Annotated in this window: 6 protein-coding genes; all 6 read left to right on the top strand. The window is 70.5% G+C overall.

Features of this window, described 5'->3' with window-relative positions:
• The first annotated feature begins 1 nt into the window (after position 1).
• From OHT52_RS28795 to OHT52_RS28820, 6 genes are read left to right on the top strand one after another with little or no spacing between them, the layout of a single operon-like run.
• A complete protein-coding gene (locus OHT52_RS28795) occupies positions 2-1,192 on the top strand; it encodes an alpha/beta fold hydrolase (RefSeq protein ID WP_328723096.1) in 1,191 nt (396 codons plus the stop codon).
• Positions 1,189-2,580, top strand: coding sequence for an FkbM family methyltransferase (locus OHT52_RS28800; protein WP_328723097.1), 1,392 nt, complete (start codon positions 1,189-1,191; stop codon positions 2,578-2,580). The genes OHT52_RS28795 and OHT52_RS28800 overlap by 4 nt, the downstream gene beginning before the upstream one ends.
• Entirely contained in the window at positions 2,577-4,214 is a 1,638-nt protein-coding gene (locus OHT52_RS28805; RefSeq protein WP_328723098.1) for an AMP-binding protein, read from the top strand. The genes OHT52_RS28800 and OHT52_RS28805 overlap by 4 nt, the downstream gene beginning before the upstream one ends.
• Positions 4,207-10,650: a condensation domain-containing protein gene (locus OHT52_RS28810; RefSeq protein ID WP_328723099.1), complete on the top strand. Its 6,444-nt coding sequence runs from the start codon at positions 4,207-4,209 to the stop codon at positions 10,648-10,650. Before OHT52_RS28805 ends, OHT52_RS28810 begins: the two co-directional genes overlap by 8 nt.
• Positions 10,651-10,656: 6 nt before the next feature.
• A complete protein-coding gene (locus OHT52_RS28815; protein WP_328723100.1) occupies positions 10,657-17,625 on the top strand; it encodes a non-ribosomal peptide synthetase in 6,969 nt (2,322 codons plus the stop codon).
• 35 nt (positions 17,626-17,660) lie between these two features.
• On the top strand, positions 17,661-18,806 hold the full coding sequence (locus OHT52_RS28820; RefSeq protein ID WP_328723101.1) for a thioesterase domain-containing protein: 1,146 nt from the start codon (positions 17,661-17,663) through the stop codon (positions 18,804-18,806).
• Positions 18,807-18,815 lie beyond the last annotated feature (9 nt).

Consider the following 18,815-nt stretch of genomic DNA (forward strand, 5'->3'; position numbering starts at 1 on the left):
CATGGCCGGGTTGGAGGAGTGGGCGGCAACGGCCGTCGAGGTCTTCGGCGAGATCAAGCCACTGGCCGACCGGCTGCCGCAGGACCGCTTCGAGGTGGTCGTGGAGCAGCACGCGCACCATGGCGGAGCGGCCCAGCGCCTGCTCGACGGCGTGTCCCGCGAGGTCGGCCTGCGGCAGGCCGTCGACGTCCGCTCCGCGCCGGAGCAGCCCCCCAGTTCGTTCGGGCTGGCGGTGGAGCGGCGGATAAGCGGCCTGCTGCGGGACGCGAGCCTGCTCCAGGACTGGGCCCGGGACGCCGGGGAGGCGCAGATCGGGCGCGCTGCGGCGAGGGCGCGTGACCTGGCGCCCCGGACGGTACCGGTCCGCGCCCGCGACGGCCTGGTGCTCGACGCCTTCGCCACCGGCGACCCGTCCCGGCCCGCCGTGGTTCTGGTCCCGCCGTGTGGTATGCCCGTCCAGTTGTCCCTGGGTTGGCTGCGGGCGCTCGGCCAGGACCACTTCGTGGTGACCTGGCAGTCCCGCGGCCTGTTCGCCCCGAACGGTCCCGAGGAGGGCATGGCCGGCGGTGTGGCCGACCAGGTCGGCGATCTGCTGGCCGTCATGGACGCCTTCGACCTGCCGGCCTGTCATGTGATGGGTCTCTGCGGCGGGGCCGTGATCGCGCTGGACGCGGTCCACCGGCACCCGGAGCGGTTCGGATCGGTGAGCCTGTGGCACGGAGACTACGACTTCGGCGCCGACTCGACCAAGACCGACCACCAGCAGGATGTACAGGCGCTGATGGAGATGGGAGCCGACAGCCTCGGCAAGGCCACCGCCTACCAGAAGCTCATGCACCGTCCGGCGGCCCTGGCGAAGATCCCGGAGCGGGTCGCGCCCCTGGTGCTCTACCCGTACGCGACGCCGGAGCTGTTCCACCACTACTGCCGGCTCAATCTCGCGATCATGACGTTCGACATCACGCACCTGCTCGGCGACGTCGCGCACCCGACGCTCGTGGTGACCAGCCGGACCGACACGACCGCACATCCAGCGGGCTCGCACCGCGTCGCGCGTGAGCTGGCCCGCGCCCAGCTGGTCGAGGAACCCACCGGCGACCACCTTTCCGTCTTCGACACCTCGATCCGACTGACCCAGCTGGCCGTCGACTTCGTGTCGGCTCAGCACTCGACCACACCGGGACACCGATGACCGACACAGCTGCCCTTGAAGTCGAGCACCTTGACCGCGGCCTCGTCGAGGAGTGCGTCGTCGTGCGGCACACGGCGGGAGACCCACGGGTCGCCACGGTCTTCGCCGTACCCGGCGTGGCCGCCCCCACCGTTCGACGGGCGACCGTCCTCTGCGAGGAAGCGGACGGCGAGTTCTCCCTGTTCGAGCCCGACGACGACCTGATGCTCTTCCACCGGAACCGGCGGGAGGCCGACTTCATCTTCCGTGAGGTGTTCCGGGACAACGAGTACCTGCGCAACGGTGTGACGCTGCCCAAGCACCCGACGGTGGTCGACGTGGGCGCCAACGTCGGTGGGGCCTCGGTACTGTTCGGGCTGGTGGGCCCGGGCGCCCGTATCATCGCGCTCGAACCCGTCCCGCACCTGTGCCGGGCCGTCGAGCTGAACGCCCGGCTGCACGACATCGACCTGGTGGTCGTCCCCGGCGCGGTGGGCGAGGCGCGGCGCAGGACCCAGATCACGTACTACCCGAAGAACACCGCGATGTCCGGCCTGCTCGCCGGCCAGGAGGACCGGGAGGTCCTCAAGACCTACCTCGCGGGCGAGGACGACAGCACCTTTGCCGACGGGCTCGACACCGTGGTTGCCGAACTGCTGGTCGGCGAGTCCGTCGACTGCGAGGTACGGACGCTGGGGCAGGCCCTCCAGGACCACTCGGTCGACCGCATCGACCTGCTGAAGATCGACGTCGAGAAGGCGGAGTGGCAGGTCCTGCTCGGGATCGACGACAACCTCTGGCAGCGCGTCGACCAGGTGGTGATGGAGGTCCACGACATCGACGGCCGGGTCGCCGCCTGTGTCTCCCTGCTGGAGGACAAGGGCTTCAGCGTGCTGGTCGACCGTAACCAGGACCTGCTGAACACCGACATGTACGGCGTCTACGCGCGCCGGGGACCGGTGGTACCGGACGTCACCGCCCCGTCCTGGCGTAAGCCGCTCTCGACCCGCCGGGCCCTGGCCGTCGCCCTCCGCGCCGAGCTGGGGCGTGAGTTCGCCGAGCTGCCCGTGGAGCGCTTCCGGTTCGTCGCCGCCCTGCCCAGGGACGAGAAGGGCCGTGTCGACACGGCCTCGCTCCTCGCTGACCTGCCGGCGGAAGACCTCGCCGAGGCGGGCCCCCTGTCCGGCATCGAGGAGAAACTCGCCGCCATCTGGTGCCAAGTGCTGAAGGTGGACGACATCGCCAGGTCGGACGACTTCTTCGACCTGGGCGGCACCTCGCTGAAGTCGGTGCGGATGGTGCTGGAGGTGGACGACGCGTTCGGCGAGAACGTGCTGCCGCCCGACCAGCTGTTCGTCGGCAGTCGCTTCGACGAGGTCGCGGCCATCATCCGCAGGAACCTGGGATGAAGCGGGAGTTCTTCACGGCACTGGAGAAGCTCGCGGACAACCATGACAACGAGGTCGTGTTCCGGGACGGCGGCCGGATCCGCAAGACGTGGGCCGAACTGGCCCGCGACATCGACCGGGCCGTCGGCCGGCTGGCCTCGCTGCGCCCGGAGGGCCGCGAGTTCCAGGTGGGACTGATCGGGCCCACGTCGTACGAATGGATGGTGCTCGACCTCGCCTGCCTGAAGGCGGGCTTCCGGACGATCGTGGTGCCCGAGTTCCTGACGGGCCGCGAGATCGGCGAGCTGTTCCGGGAGGCCGGGGCCGAGGTCGTCATCGCCGACCGCTCCCTCGCACAGCGGCTCACCGAGGTCGACGCCCCGGTGTGGTTCTTCCGGTCGCGGGGCGCCACCCCGGCCCAGGACGATTTCGACGGACTCGACGGCGTGGAGTGGACCTGCACCGCCGACCGGATGCTGGACCACTACTCGATCGGCTACTCGTCGGGAACCTCCGGCAAGGCCAAACGGATCGACCTGACCTTCCCCGCGGAGGAGCAGCCGGCGAAGCTCGGACGCGCCGCCCGGCTGGCCGTCCAGTACTACCGGTACCGGACCAGCTTCTGGAGCCGCAAGGACAACAAGCTCTTCATCTTCATGCCCTTCTCCCATCTCCAGCAGCGGACCTTCGTGCGGCTGGCCCTGATGCGCCGGATCGACATCGTGCTCTCCGACGCCCTGCGCTGCGTGCCGGACCTGGTCGTGGAGAAGCCCAACATCATGGTGAGCGTCCCCATGATCTACGAGGCGATGGCGACCCGGATCGAGCAGAAACTCCAGCAGCTCGACCACCGTCAAAAGGCCGCCTTCCGCCTCTATCTCCGGCTGCGGATCAATCGGCTGGGCAACCGCAACCCGGTCAAACGCCTCTTCGGCCGTTACCTGTTCGCCAAGGTGCGCAAGGTCTACGGCGGTCGCGCGGACTACTTCGTCTCCGGCAGTGCCCCAATCGACCCGCGGGCCCTCACGACGTTCTACCGCGTGGGCGTGCGGATCTACGAGGGCTACGGGCAGAGCGAGTTGCCCCGCATCATTTCCATGAGCTCCGAACGGAACTTCCGCATCGGCAGCGTCGGCCGGCCGCGCGTACCCGTGAGGATCGGCGAAGACGGCGAGATCCTGGTCAAGATCGACCGGGACGAGCTGGCGGACCCTTCGGTCGTCACCTACGGCCAGGACGGCTACATCCACACCGGCGACCTCGGTCATCTGGACGCTGACGGCTTTCTGTTCCTGCACGGCCGCAAGGACGACGTCATCGTCCTCGACAACGGCAAGAAGGTCTACCCGGCGACCGTGGAGACCGTCTTCCCCGAGCTGAGGGCCGAGAACTCGATCTGTGTCACGTCCTTCGACGGGCAACGGATCACCGCCATCGCGCACTGGCCGGCCGGACGCGGCGGACGCGAGGCTCTGCGCAGCTACCTCGCCGAGGGCAACCCGAAGCTGGCCGACCACGAGAAGGTGACGCTGTTCGTGCACGCCCCGGAGCCGTTCACCGCGGAGAACGGACTGCTGACCGGTACCAGGAAGCTACGTCGCCGGCGCATCAGGGCGGCGTTCGGCGAGGCGAAGTTGGAGCGTATCGATGGCTGAGGGCACCAGTCCGGAGCGGGGCGACCACAACTTCGGCGCCGTCCTGCGCCGCCGCGCCGCCGAGTCACCGGCGGAACCGGCGTACACCTTCCTGGGCGACGGCCTGGACGACGCGCACACCGTCACCTTCCAGGAACTGCACGACTCGGTGTGCGTACTCGCGGCCCGCCTTGCCGAGCTGCCCGGGTCCGCCCGCGCCCTGCTGCTCTATCCCCACGGACTGGAGTTCATCCGCGCGTTCTGGGCGTGCCTGCTCGCAGGGGTCGTGCCGGTGCCCTGCTACCCGCCGCGTAACGCCCGCTCGGCCGACAGGCTCCTGGCCATCGCCCAGGACGCGCAGGCCGCCGTGGTGCTGACCGACCGGACGGTGTTGCGACGCGCGGGCGACGGACTCGCCGTCATAGCGCCTTGCCTCGCCACCGACGAGATCACCGGTGGCGCCCCGGCCGCCTTCACCCCCGCGGCCGTGCGACCGTCCGACCCGGCGTTCCTCCAGTACACGTCCGGCTCGACCGGCACGCCCAAGGGAGTTGTCGTCTCGCACGACAACCTGTACCGCAATCAGGACCTGATCCAGGCGGCGTTCGGCCAGGACAGCGACTCGACGATCGTCTCCTGGCTGCCCTTCTACCACGACATGGGACTGATCGGGAACGTCCTGCACTCCGTTTACGTCGGCGCGCACGCGGTGTTCCTCTCCCCGCTCGAACTGCTGCGCAGGCCCATGTCCTGGCTGGAGGCGATCAGCCACTACCAGGCGAGCGGCAGCGGCGGTCCCAACTTCGGCTACCAGCACTGCGCGGACCGGATCACCGACGAAGAGATCGCCCGGCTCGACCTGAGCCGGTGGCGGACCGCGTACTGCGGGGCCGAACTCGTCCGCGAGCCGACGCTGACGGCCTTCGCCGACCGGTTCGCGACGGCAGGATTTCGCGCCGAGGCGTTCCGGCCCTGCTACGGCATGGCCGAGGCCACGCTGTTCGTGGCGGCTGCCAACGGATGTGTCACCCGCGCGCCCGCCGGTCCGGGAACCGGCCACGCGCCCGCCTCGTTCGCACCGTCCGCCGAACCCGTGGTGTCGTGCGGTGTCCCGGGCGGCTTCCAGTGCCTGATCGTGGACGAGGACGGAAACGAGTGCCCCGAGGGTGAGGTGGGGGAGGTGTGGTTGAGCGGCGAGAGCATCGCCGGTGGCTACTGGAACAACCCCGAGGCGTCCGGGGCCTTCCACGCCTTCACCGGCTCCGGCCGCGGCCCCTTCTACCGCACCGGCGACCTCGGCTTTCTCCGCGACGGCGAGCTGCATGTCACGGGCCGGCTCAAGGAGCTGGTCATCATCCGCGGACGCAACCACTACCCCTACGACCTCGAATGGGCCATCGCCCAGGGCGCGCCGGGTGTGGTCAGGGACGGCTGCGTGGTGTTCTCCGTCGACGAGGAGCACGGTGAGGAACTCATCGTGCAGTGCGAATACCAGCGCACCTGCGGCCTGCCCCACGACGAGGTCATCCGGTCGGTGCGTAGCGTGCTGCTGGAGGAGTTCGGCATCGCCCCGGCAGAGGTCTTCCTCGTCGCGGACCGCCGTCTGCCGCGCACCAGCAGCGGCAAGCTCCAGCGGACCCTCTGCAAGTCGGCCTTCCTCGCGGGGCAGGCCGACGGTATCGCGCACTGGACGGCGAAGGACGGCGCCCGCACGGGGGAGGACCGGACCCCGTTCCCGGCGGAGTCGGACGCCGAACGGCTGATCGCGCGGGTGGTCGAACGGCTCAGGGGCCCGGTCCGGATCGGGCGCGACGACACTTTTTTCGGCGTGGGCTTCGACTCCCTGGGCCTAGCCGAACTCGCCGCGGCGGTGTCGGCCGAGTCCGGCAGGGCGGTCGGTGTCGAGCTGCTCTTCGACCACCGGACGATCCCCGAGCTCGCCGCCAGGCTGGACACCCTGCCACCGGCGGAGCGGCCCGAGGAGCACACGGACGACGGCCCGCTGCCTCTGAGCTCCGTCCAGGAGTCGATCTGGGTCGACCACCAGTCGCGGGAGCCGGACAATCGCTACAACATCCCGATACGGATCGTGTTCCCGCCCCGCGTCCCCCGCGAGCGCGTCGAAGAGGCTGTCACCTCCGAACTCGGCCGCGCGGAGCTGCTGGCGTGCCGAGTCGTCTGGCAGGACGGACGGGTGGGCCTGCTCCCCTCGGACCAGGCCGAGCACCCCATCGATGTGCTCGACCTCTCCGCGCTGCCCGCGGAGCAGGCGGCGCGGGAGCTGGAGGCGACGGCCACGACGATCGTCCGGGAAGCGTTCGACCTGGACGAAAGTCCTCTGTTCCGTGCCGTGCTGGCCCGGTGTCCCGACGGCTCCCACACTCTGGTCTTCGTCGCCCACCATCTGGTGTGCGACGGGTTCTCCCTCCACACGTTCGCCGAGCGGCTGCTCGCCGCCGCGGACGGCACCGAGCCCTCCGCCGCCAAGCCGGACACCTCCTATCGGACGTATGTGCGGCGGCAGCGCGAGGCCCTGGCCCGGGACGGTCGCGAGGCGGCTGAGCACTGGCGCCGGCAGCTGGCGGACGTCGTCCCGCTGCGGCTGCCGCGGGACCGCTGGAGTGCCGACAAAAACGCCCGGGGCGTGCTCGCCAGTCAGTGGCTGCATCTGACCGACGAGCAGTCCCGGTCCCTCGTACAGCTGGCCCGGCGACTGGGTACTACGCCCTTCGGGGTGGCGCTGACCGCCTTCGCCACCGTCATGGGGAAGGTCACACGGCGCTCGGACGTCGTCATCGGCACCCCGCTCCTCGACCGCGAACTGCCGCTCATGCAGGACACTTTCGGGCCCTGCGTCAATCCTGTGACCCTGCGCTACCACCTCTCGGACGACCAGTCAGGCGCCGACCGGATCGCGGAGTTCAGCCGCACCCTGTCCGAGGCGCTCAGGCGCCGGACGCTGCCGGTGCGAGAGGCGGTGGGAGAGGCGGTGGGAGACCCGGGCGCCGGCCGGCACGACGCGCGGACCCCACTCACCTCGGTGTACTTCAACGGACTGACCTTTGCCCCGCGCGACCGGATCGCCGCGGGATTCCTCGGCGACCAGGGCCTGACCGCGCGCCTCGACCTCGATGTCTACGCGATCCTCGACGGCGACGGGCGTGGCTCGCTGCGCTGGGACTACGACTCCTCCCTTTTCGATCCGGACACGGTCCGTCTGTGGATGGCCGGGTTCGAGACCTGCCTCCGGCGACTCGCTCAGCGCCCCGACGAGCCGCTGAGCACCCAGCCCCTGCTGCCGCCACGACCCGTGCAGAAGCCGGACGGCGAACGCGCCGGCACCCTGCCTCCCCTCGTCGACATGATCAAATCCACCATGGCGAGGATCCCGGAACGGGTGGCCGTGGTGACGCCCCAGGGCGGGACTACCTACGGGGAACTCCTCGAAACGAGCCGCCGCATCGGCACCCACCTGCGGAACGAGCCCTCGGACGCCCCCATCGGCCTCCACTTCCACGCCGCGAACACCGCGTCCGCCATCGCCGCGATGGTCGGCACACTGGACGCCGGGCGCCGCTATGTGGTCCTGGAGCCCCGGGACCCCGAGACGCGGCTGCGGCGGATCGTCGCGGACGCCGGTGTCCGCCTGGTGCTGGCGGACGGCGACATCCCCTGGGCCGGGGACGAGGGCCCACGGGTCGTGCCCATCGACGGGATCGGCGCGGCACGACCCCACGACGGCACCGCGGCCGGACCTCGGCCCGGCTACCTGCTCTACACCTCCGGCACCTCGGGAACGCCGAAGGGCGTGATCCAGGACGCCGACAACGTACGGTACTTCGTCGACCAGTACCGGCGACGGCTGGCGATCACCGAACAGGACACCCTCAGTCTGGTGTCGTCGCTCGGCTTCGACGCCGCGGTCCTCGACGTCTACACGGCGCTGGTCACCGGCGCGCAGCTACGGGTCCTGGCCCTGCACGACAACCCCGCGCACAGCGACCTCTGGAAGTGGGTGAGCGACCAGTCGGTCACCGTCCTGCACGCCACTCCCTCCCTGTACCGGAAGATCATGTCCACCCGCAGCGGGACGGACACCGGAGCCCTGCGCGCCGTGGTCCTGGGCGGGGAGCCCGTCCTGCCCGGCGACGCGGTCCGGCACTTCGAGCAGCTCCCCGGCATCGGCCTCCACAACCTCTACGGCCAGGCCGAGAGCACCGTCAACGCGTTGCGCCGGATCGAGCCCGAGCACGCCGCACGCGTGATGACGCTGGGCCCGCCCTGCGACGGCACGACGCTGAACCTGCTCGTCGCGCACGGGGGCGGCCCGGAGGTGTACGAGGTCGGTGAGATCGTGGCAGGGTCCCCGTATGCCGCGAGGGGCTACCTCGGCCTGCCGGACCTCAGCGCGCGGAAGTTCCTGGAGACCGGCTACCGCACGGGCGACCTGGGCCGGTTCCTGCCCAGCGGGGAGATCGAACTGGTCGGCCGCGCCGACCGGCAGTTCAAGGTGAACGGCAACCGGGTGGAGCCGGCCGAGATCGAGACCGTCCTGACGCTCCACCCCGCGGTCACCCGGGCCAGGGTCCTCAAGCACCGGGACGGTGACCGGGGAGAGTCCCTGACGGCCTACGCCGAGGTCCCCGACGCGAGCCTGCGTGCCGCTCTCGGCCGTGCCGACCTGCGCGACCTGCTGGTCCGGAATCTGCCCGCCTACATGGTCCCGGCCACGGTCCGTGTGCTGGATGCGTTCCCGCTCACCCCCAACAACAAAATCGACACGGTCAGGCTGAGCGCGGTCGCCGAGCCCGCCGCGCGCGCCACCGGGCCCGCACGGCCGCTGAACGACCGGGAACGGGCCGTCGCCGAATGCGTGGAAGGCGTCCTGGGCGTCGTCCCAGCGGGCCCCGAGGCGTCCTTCTTCGAGCTGGGCGGCAACTCGATCAGCGTCATCGACCTGCTGCACCGGCTGGAGAGGACCACCGGCCTCACCCTCTCCTTCAAGGACGTCTTCGAGGCACCGACCATCGCCGGCATCGGCGCACGACTGGTCTCGGCCTCCGCTTCGCCCTGGCCGTCGCTGTCCCGGGGCCCGGCGCGCGCCGCATACCCCGCGACCTCCAACCAGACCCGGATCTGGGTACAGGACCAGCGCACGTCGTACAACGTGCTCGCGTCGATCCACGTCGGGGGTGACCTGGACCCCCGCAGGCTCGAACGGGCCATCGGCGCGGTGGTCGCCCGGCACGAGATCCTGCGCACCCGCTTCGCTCCGCACGACGACGGTCCGGTGCAGCACGTCGAGAGTGCCCCCGCTGCCGTCGAGATCCTGGTCGAACACCTGGACCCGGACGCCGACCAGGAAACGGCGCTCGCCGGGCTCGAACAGCGGGAACTGCACCGCCGCTTCGACCTGGCCGAGGGCCCGCTGTTCCAGGTGACCTACGTGACCGGCGCCCACCCGCACGGCGTGCTGATGCTCTCCATGCACCACATCATCTGCGACGCGATCTCCGTCGGCCTGTTCACCGACGAGGTGCTGAAAGCCTACGCGCTACGGCGGGGCTCCCTCCCCGAACCGGCGATCCAGCACGGCGATTACGCCCTCTGGCTCCAGGAACTCGGCGACCGCGGCCTGCTGGACCCCAGCCGCGCCTACTGGGAGGAGAAGTTCAAGGACGGTGCGCCTGCCCTCCGGCTCAGGACGGACCGCCCGCGCGGGCCCGCGAAGTCGTTCGGCGGAGCGGTGTTCCACGGTGTCGTCGACGAAGCACTGGCCGCCCGCGCGCGGGACCTGTGCCGGACCGAGGGCGTCACCCTGTTCACCCTCCTCCACTCCGTCATGGCGCTGACCCTGCACAACCGCACCGGTCAGACGGACCTCTGCCTCGGCACCCTGTCGACCGGCCGCGAGTTCTCCCGGCATCTGAACGCGCAGATCGGCTTCCTGGCCAACACCCTTGCCCTGCGCACCACTTTCACGGCCGACACCACCTTTCACGAACTGCTGGCGACCGCCCGGACCGAGTTCCTGGAGTCCCAGACGCACCAGCTCTACCCACTGGAGCGACTGGCCGGCGAGATCCCGCGCCCCGAGCCGGGGCACGGCTTCCTCTTCGACATCCTGCTGGTGCTCCAGGACTGGGGAGACCTGGAGGAACGGGTCCGCCGCACGACCGGCCTGGAGATCGCGCTCCGCGAACGGCGCGCCTGCGTAGCCAAGTTCGACATGACCTTCAACTTCGTCTCGCGCGGCCGACGTGTCGAGGCGATGGTCGAGTTCGATCCCGCACTGTACGACGAGGGGTCGGTCGCCCTGCTCTGGCGGCGGTTCACGGCACTGCTCGCGGAGGTGGCGGACGCGCCCGGCCGCCCGCTCTCCGCGTACGGCGGAGAGGTCGAGGAAGAGCGGGCTGCCGTTGCTCGCCATGAGATCGACTTCGACTTCGACTTCTAGGACGGGATGATGACGCAGAACGCGCTCGACCCGCGCATTGCCCTCGACTTCTGGGTGCGCAGGCTCAGGGACCGCTGCGGGGCGGACCTGCCCATGGCGCTGCCTCCGGCGGACCCCGCCGACGTCCGGGAAGTCCGGTCGCTGACCCTGTCCGAGGAGGACCTGGGGTTTCTGCGGAAGGCCGGCCGGGGCGACGGGCGGGCCGAAGCGGTCCTGCACGCGACCCTCTACCGGTTTCTGCTCTCGTTCTCCTTCGGACCGGAATCCGACGCGATCGCGATGGCCGGCCCCGCACCGGGCCCCGGGGCGCCGGTCTTTCACACCATCCCGTTCGACCGGCACGGAACCCTCCGGGACGCCGTCGACACGACCCGGGCCGAGACACTCGCCTGCGCGCCGTACCGCGACTACCCGTGGGACAGCCTGCTCGACTGGATGGACACCCAGGACCAGCCCTTCGAAGCCGTCCGCTTCGGCCTGGTGTGCGGAAGCGGACCGGTCGAGAACGCCTGGCTGGCGACCCGGACCGCCTTCCTGCTCAAGGTGCCGATCGACGAGCATGACCGGGAGATCGTCCTGTCCTACGGCCCTGGATGCGATGAGCGCCTGGCCGTCGGATTCCTGCACCACTACGCCGCACTTGTGCGGAGCCTCCGGGAGCACCTCGACCGGCCGCTGAGCCGGATCCCCGTCCTCACCCCCGCCGAGACCGCCCGGCTCACCGACGCGCTGACCGGCCCGGTGCCCGACCCCGAGCTGCCCCCGAGCCTGCTCACGGACTTCTCCCGTCAGGTCACCGCCACGCCCGACACCGTGGCGGTGGTGGACGGCGCCGGCACGCTCACCTACCGCCTGCTCGACGAGCGAGCCAACCGGCTCGCCCACTTCCTCCGCGACGAACACGGCATCGGACGCGGCGACTTCGTCGGTGTCGCGCTCCCCGACAGCAGGGACCTGCTGGTGGCCGTCCTGGCGGTGCTCAAGGCGGGCGCGGCCTATGTGCCGATCGACCTTCGCTACCCCGCGGACCGCCAGGCGCTGCTGGTCCAGCAGAGCCGCGCCGCCGCGGTGATCGTGCGCGAACCCGGCGACCTCGCGGCGCCCGCGGGGAACGTCGTCGCGCTGACCCGGCAGGCGGACCGCATCGCCGGCTGCCCGACGACCGCCCCCGAGGTGGACATACGCGCGGACGACAGCGTGTACGTGATCTTCACCTCCGGGTCGACCGGCACACCGAAGGGAGTCGCAGTCGAGCACGGCGCCTTCCGTAACCTCCTGGCCTGGTACACACGGGAGGTGTGCGCGCACGAGCGGCCCACCTTCCTCCTCATCGCCCCCGTCAGCTTCGACCTGGCCCAGAAGAACCTCTTCGCCCCCCTTCTGCGCGGGGGGCGACTGCATCTGCTGGGCGCCGCGCTGGACGACTACTCCGCCATGGTCCGGTACGTCGACACCCACGCCATCGACGTCGTCAACTGCGCCCCCAGCGCTTTCTACCCCCTGCTGGAGTTCAGCGCCGAGAACCAGTTCCACGCGCTGAGGTCGCTGCGCCATGTCGTGCTCGGCGGCGAACCGATCGACGCCGCGAAGCTCACCGCGTGGGCGGGGTCGCCCAACTTCGCCGCGAAGATCATGAACTCCTACGGCCCCACCGAGTTCACCGATGTCGTCAGCCACCACCAGCTGGACAGCGAGGACCTGCGGCCGGACGGTGGGCCGATCCCCATCGGCCGCCCGGTGGACGGTATCCGCCTGTTCGTCCTCAACCCGCAGCAGCGGCTGTGCCCGCCCCACATGGTCGGCGAGCTGTACCTCGGCGGCGCGGGCCTGTCCAAGGGATACATCAACGACCCGCAGGAGCAGGCGCGCCGATTCGTCCGCGTCGACCTGGCCGAGACCGACTTCGACGGCGTCCTCTACCGGACCGGGGACCTCGTCCGGTGCGACGCCGACAACCGGCTCGTCTACGTGGGCCGCGCCGACGACCAGCTGAAGATCAACGGCTTCCGGATCGCCCCGGGCGAGGTGCAGCGGGCGATCCGCGCGGCCGACGACGTCCACGACGTCGTCGTCTGCCCCAAGACGGTCCGGGGCGAGACCGTACTGGTCGCCTACTACATCGCGGACGCCCCGCTCGACCTGCGGACCCTCCGGGAGCAGGCCGCACGGAGCCTGCCCGCCTTCGCGGTTCCGACCCACTTCGTCCGGCAGACCGCGTTCCCGCTGACCCCGAGCGGCAAGCTCGACACACGCGCGCTGCCTGTGCCCGGCGGAAGCGCCACCGGCGACTACGAGCCGCCCACCACCCCGGCGGAGCAACGGCTGGCCCGGCTCTGGGCCGGCCTGCTCGACCGCGAACGGGTGGGCAGGCACGAGGACTTCTTCGCACTGGGCGGGCACAGCCTCACGGCCGTCCGACTGCTCTCGCACATCTCGAAGGACTTCGGCGTCGAGCTGACCCTCAACACCGTGTTCGAGCACTCCCGGCTCGACGACCTGGCCGAAGTCGTCAGCGCCGCCGACCCGGGGCTGTTCGCCGGCATCCCGCGGCTCGCGCCCGCCCGCGACTACGAGCCGTCCAACGCGCAGCGGCGGCTCTGGCTCACCTCCCAGTTCGCGGATGCCTCCCAGGCGTACAACCTCCACTCGATCTACGAGATACGCGGCGAGATCGTGCCCGAGCGGCTCGAACACGCACTGCTGTGCGTCATCGACAAGCACGAGAGCCTGCGCACCGTGTTCCGCGCCGGGGCGGACGGCGACGTACGGCAGGTGGTCCGCGCCCCGTCGTCGGTGGACTTCCACCTGGAACACCTCCCCTCGGCCGACGAGGACACCCTGACGGAGTTCGTCGGACGGCCCTTCGACCTCGACCGAGGGCCGCTCCTGCGCGCCGCACTCGCCGGGACCGACGACGGGGGCCATGTCTTCGCCTTCGTCATCCACCACAGCGTCTGCGACGCCTGGTCCCTCGGCGTCTTCGCGAGCGACCTGCTCAAGTTCTACGACCCCGCACCCGCCGGCCCGCCCACCGCGGGGCTCGACGTCCAGTACAAGGACTACGCCGCCTGGCAGCGGGCCTCCCTGGCGTCCGCGGAGCACGAGACCCACCGCCGGTTCTGGCAGGACACCCTGGCGGGGGCCGACGCCGTACCCCCGGTCGACCTCCCGGGCTGCCGGCCCCGCCCCGCCGTCAAGACCCACGACGGCGCGGTCGTCCGGCACGCCTTCCCCGCACCCTTCGTCGCCCGCATCGAGGACCTGGCCGCCCGGCGGGGATGCACGCTCTTCATGGTGCTGGTGGCGGCCCTCAACGCGACGCTGTTCCGGCAGACCGGCCAGCCGGACATCACCCTCGGGACGCCGGTCGCGGGCCGGGACCACATCGACCTGGAAGACCAGATCGGGTTCTACGTCAACACGCTCCCGCTGCGTACCGAACTGACCGCGGACGAGACGTTCGACGCGCTCCTCGCCAGGGTCAAGACCGGTGTCACCGAGGCGCTGGAGCACCGGGCCCATCCCTTCGACGCCATCGTCGACGACCTCCGGCCGCGCCGCGACCCGAGCCGGAACCCGGTGTTCGACCTGCTCGTCGTCCTCCAGAACGCCACCGAGAACCACGCCCTCGACCACATCGAGGGCCCGGACTTCAAGCTCCGGCGCAGGCCGGCCCCGCGACGGTTCAGCAAGTTCGACGTCACCTTCGACTTCGCCGACCGCGGGCCGGGCGTGGGCCTCGCCCTCGAAGCCGAGTACAACACCGACCTCTACGACGAGGACGCGGTCCGCCGCTTCATCGGTGCGATGGAAACCCTGCTCGCCGAGGCGTGCGACGACCCGGCACGCCCGGTGGGGCGGCTGCGGTGCGTCCCGGAGGCCGAACGGCGGCTGGTGCTGGACGACTTCGGCCGGGGCCTCGCCGACCCTGACTGCACCCCGTTCCTCACCCGGCTCGCCGACCGCTGCGTGACCCGGGCCGATGATCCGGCCCTCCTCTTCGCGGACGAGACGGTGACCTACGCGGAACTGGGAGCCCGCTCCGACCGGTTCGCCGGATTCCTTGCCGCGGAACTGGGTGTCCGCCCCGGGGACCGCGTAGGGATTCTCCTCGAACGGGACGACTGGCTCGTCGCGTGCCTGATCGGCGTCCTGAAGGCGGGCGCCGCGTTCGTACCGCTCGACCCGTCCTACCCCGAACGCCGGATCGAGTTCATCCTCGGCGACGCCGGCTGCGAGGTCGTCGTGGACGCATCGCTCGTGCGCCGGTTCCGGGAGGACCTCGACCGCTGGCCCGCCGTCCCCGCCGTGCCGCCGTCACCGGAGTCGGTCGCCTATGTCATCTATACCTCCGGGTCCACCGGCGACCCGAAGGGCGTGCAGATCACCCATGACAATCTCGCGGCCTTCCTCCAGTGGTGCCTGCGGGAGTTCGCGGACACGGACTTCGGCGTGGTCTTCGCCGCCACCTCCATCTGCTTCGACCTCTCGATCTTCGAACTCTTCTTCACCCTGACGGCGGCCCGTACCGTACGGATCATCGAGTCACCGGCGCACATCGGCGAGTGGCTGGACGCGCACCGGCGCATCCTCCTCAACACGGTGCCCTCGGTGGTCCTCGAGCTGGGCCGCTCGGGCCACGACCTGTCGGGCGTCACCGCCGTCAACGTCGCCGGGGAGCCCGCACCGCCCGCGCTCCGGGAACTGGTGGACCTCCGCCGCACCGAGGTCAGGAACCTGTACGGGCCCTCGGAGGACACGACGTACAGCACGGTCTACCGCTTCGACGAGCGCACCACGGCCGTCCCCATCGGCAGGCCGATCGACAACACACGGGTCCGTGTTCTCGACCCCGCCGGGCAACCGGTCGGCATCGACGTACCCGGCGAGGTCCACCTCTCCGGCCGGGGTCTCTGCCTGGGCTATGTCAACCGCCCCCGCCTCGACGAGGAAGTGTTCATCGAACATCCCGAGTTCCCCGGCGAGCGGCTGTACCGAACCGGCGACCACGCCCGGTGGCGGCCGGACGGCAACCTGGTGTTCCTGGGGCGGCACGACGCGCAGGTCAAGGTCCGCGGACGCCGTATCGAGCTGGGGGAGATCGAGGCCGCCCTTGAGCGTCTCCCCGGCGTACGGCAGGCCGCCGTCCTGATCAGAGGGGAGGGCGCCACGGCCGAGCTGGAGGCGTACTACGTCGCGGACGGATCCCCGGCCCTGCCGGACCACGTCGGAAGCGCGCTCCTCACCACCCTGCCGAGGTACATGGTTCCGGGCCGGATCGCCCGCCTGACGGAGTTCCCGCTCACACCGAACGGGAAGGTGGACCGGCGTGCGCTGCTCGCCCGCCGAGCGCCCGATCCGACCGGCGCGCGCGCCCCGGCGGCGGCGGCGACCGACCTCGAAGCCGGGGTGCTGAAGATCTGGCGGTCCGTCGTGGACGCGCCCGCCGCGGGCGTCGACGACTCGTACTTCGACCTGGGCGGCGACAGCCTCCGCGCCATGACGGTCATCGCCCGGCTGAACAAGGAGCTGGGCACCGAACTGCGGATCAGCGACCTCTACCACCATCCGACCGTGCGCCGGCTGGCGGCGGTGATCGAGAAGGGCGCCGCTGACCGCGCGCCGCGCGCGGAGGTTCCGGCCGACGACCGCGCGCCGCGTGCCGAGGCTCCCGCCGTCGAGGGCCCGCGGACCGTGACCGAGTACCCGATCACCACGTCCCAGGCCGGTATCTACTACCTGCAACGACTCGACCCGCGCAGCACCGCCTACAACATCCCGCTGTCCTTCGCCGTGCGCGGCCCGCTTGACGAGGCACGTCTGCGCAAGGCCGTCGACGAGCTGGTCCGGCGGCACGACGCCTTCCGCACCCGCTTCACCATCCGCGACCGCGAGGTGATCGGCCTGGTCGAACCCACCGTGGAGGTCCCGATCACACGGCAGGAGATCCTGCCGGGCGAGGAGACCGACGTACTGCACGGCTTCGTGCAGCCGTTCGATCTCGGCAAGGCGCCGCTGATGCGGGTCAAGATCGCGAGCCGTTCGGACGTCGAGCACCACATCGCCATCGACATCCACCATGTGATCTTCGACGGCGCGTCGGTCGCCCTGCTCCTCGACGACCTGGTGCGGCTGTACGTCGGCGACGCCGTCCCTGAGGTACCCGGACTCAGCTACGCCGCCCACGCGCTGCTCGACGGGCGGGAGAACGCGGAGGAGCAGGCCCGGCAGCGGGCCTACTGGCTCGGCAAACTCGGCGGCGACCGGGCCCCCCTCGCGCTGCCCATCGACTTCCCCAGGGGCAAGGTCCAGCGTTTCAGCGGCGACTACGTCGAGCTGTGGATCGGGGCGGGGCAGCGGCGGCAGGTGGAATCGCTGGCCAGGACGTCAGGGACCACCGTCTTCTCCACGCTGTTCTCGCTGTTCGCGAGTGTGCTGTCGCACATCACCGGCGAGCGCGACATCACCCTGGGCATCCCGGTGGAGCGTCGGCGCGACCAGCGGATCCGGTCCACCATAGGGATGTTCGTGAACACCCTCGTGGTCCGGGTGGGTGTCGATCGCACACGGCCGATACGGGACCTGCTGGCGGCGCACGCGACCGAGCTGTTCGCGGCACTGGATCACCAGGAGTACCCGTTCGAGACGCTGGTCCGCGACCTCCGGATCCAGCGGGACGACCAGACCCCGCTGTTCGAGGTCATGTTCGCCTACTATCCGCGCTTCTCCGTGGAGAACCTGTTCCCCGGCGCGCATCTGACGGTCGAGCACTACCACGTCGACCGCCCCCGGATCAGCAAATTCCCCCTGACCTTCCTGGTCGACGAGACCGAGGACGGCCTGCGGGTGAGCCTCAACTACGACAGCTCCCTGTTCAGACGGGAGACGGTGCAATCGATGGCGGAGGTGGTCCGAGCCGCCTTCGACCTCGTGTCATCCCCGGAGCGGCCGTTGTCGACGCTCCCACCCCTGTGACCGCAACCCGAGGCAGACCGCGAAGGGCAGCAGAGATGCAGACCGAGGACGAAGTACGGGACACGATCAAGAAACTGTGGTCGCAAGTCCTGGGGAACGACGAACTGGCGGGGGACACGGACTTCTTCGCGGCGGGCGGCAGCTCGCTCAAGTCCCTCATCCTGGTGACGGAGCTGAACGACGCCTTCGAGACGGAATTCGAGATCGCGGAGCTCGTCGACTGCTGGACCCTCGAGCGCCAGTTCACAGCGGTGTGGAACCGGCTCAACCGAGGCGACCTGGAGCCCCACGGCCAGCGGACCGCCCTGGTGCCGCTGGCGCGGGCCACCACCGGGAAGGCTGCCACGTTCATCGCCATCCACGACGTCAGCGGCGATGTCTACGGCTACACCAGCCTGGCCCGGGAACTCTCCGGCCGGGCCGACCTCTACGGCATCAAGCTGCCGCACGAGCGGTTCGAGGCCCCCAGGCCGCTGACTGTCGCCGGGCTCGCGAAGGAGTATGTGGCCGCCCTCGACGCGCAGTTCGATGGGCCCCGCCGGTTCGTCCTCGTGGGCTGGAGCCTGGGCGGTCTGGTCGGCTTCGAGATGGCGAAGCTGCTGGACGAGCGCGGCGAGCCGCTGGAACGCCTGGTCCTCGTGGACTCGCCGTACGGCCTCGACCTCCCGAGCCCCGACGACGCCGGGGACTTCACCCCGGAACACGAACGAGCCCTCCTCGACGACTTCACCTGGCTCGGGGACACGCTGTCCCTGGACGGAGCGTCGGCGGAGGACATGTGGCGAGCGGTCCGCACGCGCCTCGATACCCCGGCGAAGCACCGCCTGGCCTCCGAACTCCGGCACCGTTTCCCGCTGATGGCCCGGGCCGTCCCCCACCTCGCCAGCCTCAACGAGAGCGAGTTCATCTGCTACATCAACAGGTTCCGCTCGGTCTTCCGAGCAGGCCGCGACCACCGGCCCGAGGGAATCACCACCGCCCCCGTCGATTTCCTGGCGGCGACCCGCTCGCAGAACTACGACCCCCGTTGGTCCACCCACACGTCGGCGGCCTTCCGGCACCTGTCACTGGAGGGCGACCACTTCTCGATTCTCGACCGTGGCCGCGCCCAGGCGACCGCCGGAGCCGTCCTCACCCTGGACCGCACCGCGGGGGCGCCGCACCGAGAAGGACCCGCTTGACCCGGTGGC

The sequence above is a fragment of the Streptomyces sp. NBC_00247 genome, assembly GCF_036188265.1.
Lineage (GTDB): Bacteria > Actinomycetota > Actinomycetes > Streptomycetales > Streptomycetaceae > Streptomyces.

Coding starts and splice junctions, on each gene's coding strand:
- OHT52_RS28795 (WP_328723096.1), top strand. CDS start 2: ATGGCCGGGTTGGAGGAGTGGGCGGCAACGGCCGTCGAGGTCTTCGGC.
- OHT52_RS28800 (WP_328723097.1), top strand. CDS start 1,189: ATGACCGACACAGCTGCCCTTGAAGTCGAGCACCTTGACCGCGGCCTC.
- OHT52_RS28805 (WP_328723098.1), top strand. CDS start 2,577: ATGAAGCGGGAGTTCTTCACGGCACTGGAGAAGCTCGCGGACAACCAT.
- OHT52_RS28810 (WP_328723099.1), top strand. CDS start 4,207: ATGGCTGAGGGCACCAGTCCGGAGCGGGGCGACCACAACTTCGGCGCC.
- OHT52_RS28815 (WP_328723100.1), top strand. CDS start 10,657: ATGATGACGCAGAACGCGCTCGACCCGCGCATTGCCCTCGACTTCTGG.
- OHT52_RS28820 (WP_328723101.1), top strand. CDS start 17,661: ATGCAGACCGAGGACGAAGTACGGGACACGATCAAGAAACTGTGGTCG.